At 73.8% G+C, this 9,660-nt stretch carries 9 protein-coding genes; 7 read left to right on the top strand and 2 right to left on the bottom strand.

What is annotated here, in order from left to right:
* Nucleotides 1-28: 28 nt before the first annotated feature.
* Nucleotides 29-628 (top strand): TetR/AcrR family transcriptional regulator, encoded by a 600-nt coding sequence (locus tag AB0G08_RS27485; protein WP_358093042.1) that lies wholly within the window; start codon nucleotides 29-31, stop codon nucleotides 626-628.
* A 90-nt stretch (nucleotides 629-718) separates the two neighbouring features.
* Here AB0G08_RS27485 and AB0G08_RS27480 read toward each other — a convergent pair whose 3' ends face one another.
* Entirely contained in the window at nucleotides 719-2,638 is a 1,920-nt protein-coding gene (locus AB0G08_RS27480; RefSeq protein WP_358093001.1) for a helix-turn-helix domain-containing protein, read from the bottom strand.
* A 14-nt stretch (nucleotides 2,639-2,652) separates the two neighbouring features.
* Nucleotides 2,653-3,435 (bottom strand): 3-hydroxybutyrate dehydrogenase, encoded by a 783-nt coding sequence (locus tag AB0G08_RS27475; protein ID WP_358092999.1) that lies wholly within the window; start codon nucleotides 3,433-3,435, stop codon nucleotides 2,653-2,655.
* A gap of 193 nt (nucleotides 3,436-3,628) precedes the next feature.
* Between AB0G08_RS27475 and ruvC the strand changes: the two genes are divergently transcribed.
* The 6 genes from ruvC to secF all read left to right on the top strand — a co-directional run.
* Nucleotides 3,629-4,156: a crossover junction endodeoxyribonuclease RuvC gene (gene ruvC / locus AB0G08_RS27470; RefSeq protein ID WP_358092996.1), complete on the top strand. Its 528-nt coding sequence runs from the start codon at nucleotides 3,629-3,631 to the stop codon at nucleotides 4,154-4,156.
* Complete coding sequence (gene ruvA / locus AB0G08_RS27465) at nucleotides 4,153-4,755, top strand: Holliday junction branch migration protein RuvA (protein WP_358092993.1); 603 nt, start codon at nucleotides 4,153-4,155, stop codon at nucleotides 4,753-4,755. The genes ruvC and ruvA overlap by 4 nt, the downstream gene beginning before the upstream one ends.
* The gene (gene ruvB / locus AB0G08_RS27460; protein ID WP_358092990.1) at nucleotides 4,752-5,822 is read left to right on the top strand and encodes a Holliday junction branch migration DNA helicase RuvB; all 1,071 of its coding nucleotides are present in this window, start codon (nucleotides 4,752-4,754) and stop codon (nucleotides 5,820-5,822) included. The genes ruvA and ruvB overlap by 4 nt, the downstream gene beginning before the upstream one ends.
* A gap of 138 nt (nucleotides 5,823-5,960) precedes the next feature.
* Nucleotides 5,961-6,305 carry a preprotein translocase subunit YajC gene (gene yajC, locus AB0G08_RS27455; protein WP_358092987.1) on the top strand — a complete coding sequence of 115 codons (345 nt, stop codon included), beginning with the start codon at nucleotides 5,961-5,963 and terminating at the stop codon, nucleotides 6,303-6,305.
* 257 nt (nucleotides 6,306-6,562) lie between these two features.
* A complete protein-coding gene (gene secD / locus AB0G08_RS27450; RefSeq protein ID WP_358092984.1) occupies nucleotides 6,563-8,494 on the top strand; it encodes a protein translocase subunit SecD in 1,932 nt (643 codons plus the stop codon).
* 1 nt (nucleotide 8,495) lies between these two features.
* Nucleotides 8,496-9,660, top strand: a 1,165-nt coding sequence (secF, locus tag AB0G08_RS27445) for a protein translocase subunit SecF (protein ID WP_358092981.1), incomplete at its 3' end; no start/stop codon positions are given.

The raw sequence follows: 9,660 nt of genomic DNA, 5'->3' as shown, positions 1-9,660 counted from the left end.
CCCCATCCATGCGGCAAAATCCCCCCACATCACACCCCCCCCCGCCCCCCCCCGCCCCCCCGGGGCCCCGCGCCGCGTCCGCGCGGACGAGGCGATCGTCGAGGCCACCCTCGACCTGCTCGCCGACGGCAGCACGATCGAGGCGATCTCGATCGAGGCGATCGCCGCCCGCGCCGGGGTCGGCAAGGCCACCATCTACCGCCGCTGGCCCGGCAAGGACGCGCTGCTGCGGGACGCCCTGCGCACGCTCAAGGGCACCCCGCCCGAGCCCGCCGGCCACTCGGTCCGCGACGACCTGATCCTGCTGGTGGGCGCGGTCGGTCACCACATCGACCCGCGGGCGGCGCGGATCATGCCCTGCCTGGTGCCGGAGGTCAACCGCAGCCCCGAGCAGTACCAGCTCTACCAGAACATCATCGAGCCGCGGCGGGAGATGATGCGCGAGGTGCTGCGGCGGGGGATGCGCGCCGGCGAGCTCCGCGCGAATCTCGACGTCGAGGTGGTCATGGCGATGCTGACCGGCCCGATGCTGGTGCAGCGTGTCATGCGCTGGCACCCCGACCTCGACGAGACCACGCTGCCGCAGCGCATCGTCGACGGCGTGCTGGACGGCATCCGCGCCCGCTGACCGCCCGCCGCGCGACGGCGGACGGCCAGCGCCCGGCGGCCAGGCAGCCGGCGGTGGGGGTCAAGGAGCGGGCGGCCAGGCTGCGGGCGGTCAGGCGGCCGGCGTACGCAGGCGGTGCAGGCGCAGGGCCAGCTGCACCTCCAGCGCCCGCTCCGGCTTCTGCCAGTCCGCGCCGAGCAGCTGCCCGACCCGCTCCAGCCGCTGGGTGACCGTGTTGACGTGCACGTGCAGCAGCTCGGCGGCCCGGGCCAGGCTGCCGCCCACCCCGAAGTACGCCTCCAGGGTCTTCACCAGCGCGGTACCCCGCCGGGCGTCGTAGTCGACGACCGGCCCGACGGTGGCGGTCAGGAACCGGTTCACGTCCTTGTCGCCCCCGTCGCCCACCGCGCCCAGCAGCAGCCCGACGAAGCCCAGCTCGGCCGTGCTCGCCCCCTGCCCCGAGCGGCCCAGCGCGCCGAGCGCGGTCAGGCACCGCTCCGCCTCGGCGAACGTCACCGCCAGCGACGCCGGCCCCGTCGACGGGCCGCTCGCCCCGGCGGTCACCGGCCGGCCGGTAACCCGGGACAGGTCCCGCGCCACCGCCCGGGCGCTGCCACCCGCGTCCCGGCCCGGCAGCATCAGCACCACCCGCCCGTCGCGGGCCGCCGCCAGCCCGCCCCGGGTCGAGGCGTACGTGGTGGCCCAGGAGAGCACCCGCTGCCGGGCCGAGCCGGTCGCGGCGATCGCGTCGTCGCCGACCGCGACCAGCACGTGCGGGGCGTCCAGGTCCACCCCGAGCCGGCGGGCCCGGCTGCGCAGCGCGTCGGTGTCCCGCAGCGGCCGGGCGATCAGGTCGTCGAGCAGCTCGCCCCGGACCCGCCCCTCCGCCTCGGCGACGGTACGCCGGAACAACAGCAGCAGCGCCGTCACCAGCGCCGCCCGCTCCAGGATCCGCTGGTCGGCGTCGACCAGCTCGTCGTCGGGGCGCAGCACCAGCGCGCCCATGTTCTCCGCCCCGGCCACCACGGCGGCGTACCAGAGCCGGCCCCGGCGCACGCTGCGGCCCTCCGTACGCGAGGCGGCCACCGCCTCCACCATGTCCGCCCGGTCCGGCTCCTCGATCTCGCCGACCCGGGCCAGCAGCCGGCCCTCCGCGTCGAGCGCCAGCAGCGCCCCGCCCAGCACGTCGGTGACCGCCGCGGCGACGTCCTCCACGCCGCCGCCGCGCAGCACCAGCGCCGTCATCCGGTCGTGTGCCGCCGCGGCCCGCTCCACGGAGCTGCTGTGCGCCCGGATGGTGGTGTTCGCGAACGACAGCTCCTCCAGCGCCGCCCGCGTCTCGGCGAGCAGCCGCGCGGTGTCGATCGCCACCGCCGCGTGCGCGGCGAGGGAGACCAGCAGCGCCACCTCCTCCCGGACGAACGGCCGCGCCGAGCGGTTGGCCGCGTAGAGCACCCCGATCGAGGTGGAGCCGAGCCGCAGCGGCACCCCGAGGATGGCCACCAGGCCCTCCTCGCCCACGCCGGCGTCGATCTCGCCGGTGTGGTGGAAGCGGTCGTCCTCCGGGTAGTTCGCGGTGACGTACGGGGCGCCGGACTGGGCCACCAGGCCGCCGAGGCCCGCGCCCATCGGCAGCCGCAGCTGCTGGAAGCGGGCGGAGACCGACCCGTCGGTGACCCGCATGTACGTGTCGCCGCGCTCGTCGTCGTCGAGGGTCATGTAGGCGACGTCCGCGCCGAGTAGGTTGCGCGCCCGGTGCACGATCGCGCGCAGCACGTCGTCCAGGTCGCGCAGCCCGGCCAGGTCGCTGACCGTGTCGTACAGCCCGGAGAGCTCGACCTCCCGGCGGCGGCGGCGTTCCAGCAGCGCGCGGACCCGCAGCGCCACCGTCTTGGCCTGCTCCAGCTCGGCGAGCCGCTCGGGCGGCAGTCCGGCGGCGCGCGCGGCGACGAGCGGCCCCTCGAACTCCACCGCGGCGGCCTCGCGGGCGAGCAGCTCCAGGAACTCCACCGGTGACGACATGACCGACATTGTGCGGCTTGCCACTAGTTCGCCGTCCAGCCCCCGTCGAGCGCGATGGACGCGCCCGTGATGAACGCCGCCGGTGAAGAGCAGAGGTAGGCCACGAGTTCGGACACCTCCTCCGGCTCGATCAGCCGCTTGATCGCCGCCCGCGCCAGCATGATCTTCTCGACCACCTCGCTCTCCGGGATGCCGTGGCTGGCGGCCTGGTCGGCGATCTGGCTCTCCACCAGCGCCGTGCGCACGTACGCCGGATTGATGCAGTTGGCGGTGACGCCGTGCGCGGCGCCCTCCAGCGCGACCACCTTCGACAGCCCCTCCAGCGCGTGCTTGGCGGAGACGTACGCCGACTTGTACGGCGAGGCGCGCAGCCCGTGCACCGAGGAGATGTTCACGATCCGCCCCCAGCCCCTGGCGTACATGTGCGGCAGCGCCCGGCGGATGATCAGGAACGGCGCCTCCACCATCACCCGGTGCAGGTGGGCGAAGCGCTCCGCGGAGAACTCCTGCACCGGCGCCACGTGCTGCAGGCCCGCGTTGTTCACCACGATGTCCACGTCGGCGTCGAGCCGGTCCACCGCGTCCGGGTCGGCCAGGTCCACGCCCTCGGCCCGTCCGCCGGCCTCGGCCGCCACCGCCTTGGCCGCCTCGATGTTGCGGTCCACCACCAGCACCTCGGCGCCGGCTGCGGCCAGCCGCAGGGCGCAGGCCCGGCCGATGCCGCTGCCGCCCCCGGTCACCAGGGCGGTACGACCAGCGAGGTCGACGTGTACGACGTGGGGGACCGCCACGGGTTCTGCCGTCATGGCGCATGAAGTTACGAGCTGTGTGTCCGGGCGCACATGGGCCGGCGACACATACTCAACGGCCGGAGTGTGTGGCCGCCGCGCGCCCCGGGCGGCGTGTCGGCGCGCCCGGCGTGTCCCCGGCGGCGGGGTGTCGCCCGGCTCGGTAGGGTGTCGAACACACGTACTGCTGGCGGCTGGGGGAGGAGGCGGCGTGCGGGTGCTGGGCGTCGACCCGGGGCTGACCCGGTGCGGGGTCGGCGTGGTCGAGGGCGTGCCGGGGCGGCCCTGCACGCTGGTCGCCTACTACGTCGTCCACACCGATCCGGGCGACGATCTGGCGCTGCGCCTGCTGCACCTGGACCGCTCGCTCACCGACCTGGTGGCCGAGCACCGGCCCGACAGCGTCGCCGTCGAGCGGGTCTTCAGCCAGCACAACGTCCGCACCGTGATGGGCACCGCCCAGGCCAGCGGGATCGCCGTGCTCGCCGGTGCCCGCGCCGGGCTGCCCGTGCAGACCTACACGCCCAGCGAGGTCAAGGCGGCCGTGACCGGTTCCGGTCAGGCCGACAAGGCGCAGATGACCGCCATGGTCACCCGGCTGCTGCGGTTGGCCGAGCCGCCGAAGCCGGCCGACGCCGCCGACGCCCTGGCGCTGGCCATCTGTCACGTGTGGCGCGGCGGGACGCGCTCCAAGCTGGCCGCCGCGGCCGACCGGGTACGACGAGGAGGAGCCAGATGATCGCCAGCGTGCGCGGGGTGGTGACCGCGACTGGTCCGGACCACGCCGTGGTGGAGGTCGGCGGGGTGGGCCTGGCGGTGCAGTGCGCCCCGGGCACCCTCGCCGACCTGCGGGTCGGTCAGCCCGCCCGGCTGGCCACCAGCCTGGTCGTCCGGGAGGACTCGCTCACCCTCTACGGCTTCGCCGACGACGACGCCAAGCAGCTGTTCGAGCTGCTCCAGACCGCCAGCGGCGTCGGCCCCCGGCTGGCCCAGGCCGTGCTCGCCGTGCACACCCCCGACGCGGTGCGCAAGGCGATCGCCAACGCCGACACCGCCGCGCTGACCCGGGTGCCCGGCATCGGCAAGAAGGGCGCGGAGCGCCTGGTCCTGGAGCTGCGCGACCGGGTCGGCCCGGTGCCGGTCGGCGCCGACGGCGCGGCCGGGGTCACCGGCGGGGCCTGGCCCGAGCAGGTGCGGCAGGCGCTGGTCGGGCTCGGCTGGACGGCCGGCCAGGCCGACCAGGCGGTGGCCGCGGTGGCGGAGACGATCGACGGTGACGTTCCGCCGGTGCCGGTCCTGCTCAAGCAGGCCATCCGGCTGCTGGGCCGCACCCGGTGACGGGGCCCGACGGCGGGCTGGTCTCCGCCTACGTGCACGACGCCGACCTGGACGCGGAGGCCACCGTCCGGCCGAAGCGGCTGGAGGAGTTCATCGCCCAGCACCGGGTCCGCGACCAGCTCGACCTGCTGCTCCAGGGTGCGATGCGCCGCGGCTCGCCGCCCGACCACATCCTCCTCTCAGGGCCGCCCGGCCTGGGTAAGACGACCCTGGCCAACATCGTCGCCGCCGAGCTGGGCTCGGGCATCCGGGTGACCAGCGGCCCGGCGATCGAGCGTTCGGGCGACCTGGCGGCCATCCTGACCAGCCTCGCCGAGGGCGACGTGCTCTTCATCGACGAGATCCACCGGATCGCCAAGCCGGCCGAGGAACTGCTCTACAGCGCGATGGAGGACTTCCGGGTCGACGTGATCGTCGGCAAGGGCCCGGGCGCGACGGCGATCCCGTTGGACGTCGAGCCGTTCACCCTGGTCGGCGCGACCACCCGCTCCGGCCTGCTCACCGGGCCGATGCGCGACCGGTTCGGCTTCGTCGCGCACCTCGACTTCTACTCGCCGGCCGACCTGGAGGTGTTGCTGCGCCGTTCGGCCCGGATCCTGGGGGTGCCGATCACCGACGAGGGCGCGGCCGAGGTCGCCGGCCGCTCCCGGGGCACGCCCCGGATCGCCAACCGCCTGCTGCGCCGGGTCCGCGACTTCGCGGAGGTCCGGGCCGACGGGGTGGTCACCCTGGAGACCGCCCGGGCCGCCCTCAAGGTGTACGACGTCGACGCGCTGGGCCTGGACCGGCTGGACCGGGCGGTGCTGACCGCGCTGGTCGACTCCTTCCGGGGCGGTCCGGTCGGCCTGTCCACGCTGGCCGTGGCGGTGGGTGAGCAGCCGGACACGGTGGAGGAGGTCTGCGAGCCGTTCCTGGTCCGGGCCGGTCTGCTGGCCCGGACGCCGCGCGGCCGGGTCGCCACCGAGGCCGCCTGGCGGCACCTGGGTCGCACACCCCCGAATGGTACATTTGGCGCGGATGCCCCTCCCACGCCCGATCTGTTCTCCGTGGATGCCGATCAGCCGTGATGTGAACGTGATCTGTGCCGCATTCGGCGTTCCCAGGTGCAGGGATTAGACTCGCGCCGGTCTGTACAGGACGTGAGAATCCGCCTCCGCTCCGACGCGCCCGCGCCGGGACGGCGGCCAATGGGAAGGTCTTTCACCGTGCTTTACGCAGCAGAGGGCGGCGGGGGTGCCGGCAGCCTGACGCCGATCCTCATGATCGCTCTGCTCTTCGGCGTCATGTACTTCATGATGATCCGCCCCCAGCAGAAGCGCCGCCGTGAGGCGGAGTCCATGCAGTCCGCCCTCGCCCCCGGCGACGAGGTGGTCACCATCGGTGGGCTCTACGGCACGGTCACCGGCATCGACGACGACACCGTCCTGCTCGAGGTCGCGCCCGGTGTGCAGACCCGGTACGCCCGTCCGGCCATCGCCCGGGTCGTCAGCCAGGCGGAGCGCCCGGCCGACGAGGCGGTCACCGAGGACGCGGACGTCGTCAAGGAGTGACGGTCGCTCCCGCCCCGCACGGGTGGTGGTCGCCGGGCTCCGGTGACGACTTCGCCCGACGGGGCAGCGGAGGCGACGTGAAAACTGGATAGTTGGGCCCGACGCCGGAAGCCGGCCCGTCCCGTTCCGCTCGACGCCCCCGCGCCGAGCCTCGGAGCCGGATGCCGGCCTCCGACGCCGGCCCGTCGGAACCGCCGGCCGGACCGGCCGACACCCGCCGCACCAGCGGCGCGACCGTACAGGGAGACAGGACAGCCGTGGCACCACCTCAGGGACAGATGCGCCCCGGACGGCAGTTGGCCGTGCTCGGGCTCATCTTCGTCGTCCTCTATCTTTTGGTGTTCTTCGCGGGCGGCGCCAGCGGCGGCTGGAAGGACCGGCTGGAGCCCAAGCTCGGCCTGGACCTCGTCGGCGGCACCCGGCTGACGCTGGAAGCGACCAACAGCGTCGACGGCCGGGCCCCCACGGCGGAGAACCTCGAGGAGGCCCGCCAGATCATCGAGAGCCGCGTCAACGCCTTCGGCGTCGCCGAGGCCGAGGTGGTCACCGAGGGCAACCGCAACATCGTGATCTCCCTGCCCGGCGAGAACCGCGACATCACCGAGGTGGGTAGCGCCGCGGAGCTGCGCTTCCGCAAGGTGCTCAAGGCCGCCGACGGCAGCGGCGCGGCCGCCGCCCCGCCGCCCGCCGCCACCCCGGCCCCCTCCGGCAGCGCGGCCCCGGCCCCGTCGGGCAGCGCGAAGCCCTCGGCCAGCGCCGCCCCGTCGGGCAGCGCCGGGCCGAAGGCGACCGCGTCGCCGAGCGGCGGTCAGGGCGGCATGGCCCCGGCCCCGAGCGCCAGCGCGTCGGCCGCGCCGAGCGCCACCCCGTCGGCCGGCGCCGCCACCCCGACGCCGAGCGCCAGCGGCGAGCCCGTGCCGCAGAGCGTCGAGGAGCAGCGCAAGGCCGTCGAGCAGAAGGTCGGCGCCGCCGCCTGGGCCGCCGCGAACGGTCTCAAGGCCCCGGCCGACCTGGCCGCCGACCCGTCGCTGGCGGAGAAGCTCAAGCCCTTCGCGGGTCTCGACCCGCGCGAGGTCGCGGTGCTGCCGGCGGCGATGCAGTTCAACGTGCCGCAGATCAGCTGCGCTCAGCTCGACAAGCGCCCGCCGGCGTCGGTCTCCGCCCCCGACCAGCAGGTGGTGGCCTGCGAGGACGGCGCCGCGAAGTACCTGCTCGACCAGGCGAAGGTGCTCGGCACCGACGTCGAGGACGCCGACGCGGTGCTGGACCAGACCAGCCAGTGGGTGGTGAGCCTCGACTTCAGTGGCCCGGGCCAGGACAAGTGGACCAACCTGACTCGCGAGGCGTTCAACAACGAGGGTCAGGCCTGCGACGCCACCGCCCTCGGCCAGGACGGCAAGTGCCGCGTCGCCGTCGTGCTCGACAACGAGATCGTCTCCTCGCCCGAGATCCAGGGCGTGCTGACGGGCAACTCGCAGATCACCGGCAACTTCACTCAGAAGGACGCCAGCGCCCTCGCCGGTCAGCTGCGCTACGGCGCGCTGCCGGTCACCTTCGACACCCAGGAGTCGCAGAACGTCACCGCGACCCTGGGCGCCAGCCACCTGCGGGCGGGTCTGCTCGCGGCAGGCATCGGCATGGCGCTGGTCATCATCTACTCGTTCTTCTACTACCGCCTGCTCGGCTCGGTCATCTTCCTGAGCCTGATCCTCTCGGCGCTGCTGGTCTTCGGCGCGCTGGTGGTGCTCGGCCGGCAGATCGGCTTCACCCTCACCCTCGCCGGCATCGCCGGCATGATCGTCTCGCTAGGTGTGGCGGCGGACTCGTTCGTCATCTACTTCGAGCGGCTCAAGGACGAGATCCGGGAGGGGCGCAGCCCGCGCAGCGCGGTGCCGCGCGCCTGGATCCGGGCCCGCCGCACGATCATCTCGGCCAACGCGATCACGCTGATGTCGGCGGTGGTGCTCTACGTGGTCTCGGTCGGCGCGGTGAAGGGCTTCGCCTTCGCCCTCGGGCTGGCCACGGTGCTGGACCTGGTCGTGGTCTTCCTCTTCCGGCACCCGATCATGACGATGTTCGCCCGCACCTCCGCGTTCCTGTCCCCACGGGTCAGCGGCCTCGGCCGGGCGCTGCCGCCCCGGACGGCCGAGCCGGCCACGTCCCGCAACCCGCGTGCCAAGGAGGCCTGAGATGGCTGCCAAGAGTGGTCTCGCGAGCCGCCTCTACCGCGGTGAGGCCGGCCTCGACGTCATCGGCCGGCGCAAGGTCTGGTTCGGCGTCGCGCTCGTGCTGGTCCTGCTGTCGGCGCTCAGCTTCGGGCTGCGCGGCTTCAGCCTCGGCATCGAGTTCGCCGGCGGCAACTCGTTCCAGATCCCGGCCAGCGTCGGCACGCTGGAGCAGACCGAGCTGAAGGTCAAGGAGGCCCTGGCCACGGCCGGCGACGACGCCAGGGTGGTCACCACGCAGAAGGTCGGCGGCACCGGCGGCGAGTTCTACGAGGTGCGCACCACCCAGCTCGACACCGAGCAGGCCAACGCCGTCAAGGACGAGATCGCCGGGGAGTTCGGCATCGACGTCGCCGCGATCAGCAGCAACCAGGTCAGCGAGGCGTGGGGCAGCCAGGTCACCTCCCGGGCGCTGCTCGGTCTGGTCGTCTTCATCGCGGTGGTGATGATCTACCTGATCCTGCGCTTCGAGTGGCGCATGGCGGTCGCCGCGGTCTCCTCGCTGATCATGAACCTGATCCTCACCGCCGGCATCTACTCGCTGGTCGGCTTCGAGGTGACCCCGTCGACGGTCATCGGCTTCCTCACGATCCTGGGCTTCGCGCTCTACGACGTGGTGGTGGTCTTCGACAAGGTGCAGGAGAACACCCGCGGCATCACCGCGAACAACAACCAGACGTACGGCGAGGCGGCCAACCTGGCGATCAACCAGAGCCTCATGCGGTCGCTGAACACGTCGGTGGTCGCGCTGCTGCCGGTCGGCGGTCTGCTCTTCATCGGTGCCGGCCTGCTCGGCGCGGGCACCCTGAAGGACCTCGGCCTGGTGCTCTTCGTCGGTATGGCGGTGGCGTTCCTGACCTCGATCCTGCTGGCCACGCCGCTGCTGGTGCTGCTCAAGAACTACGATCCGCGCATCCAGGCGCACAACAAGCGGGTGCTGGCCCGTCGGGGCGCGATCGCCCGCGGCGAGGTCACCCCGAAGGGTGCCCCCCGTTCGGCCGAGGCCGCCGACGAGCCGGTCGACCCGGAGTCGGCCGCGCTGGCCGGCGCCGCGCCGAGGGTGGGCGCCCGTCGGGGTGACCTCGCCGCGGGCGATCGCGCCCCGACGGGCCAGCACCCGCTTGTTGTGC

Source organism: Micromonospora sp. NPDC023644 (assembly GCF_040640115.1).
GTDB lineage: Bacteria > Actinomycetota > Actinomycetes > Mycobacteriales > Micromonosporaceae > Micromonospora.
The sequence above is the reverse complement of the archived record's forward strand: the minus strand, read 5'-3'. Positions and strand labels throughout refer to the sequence as shown.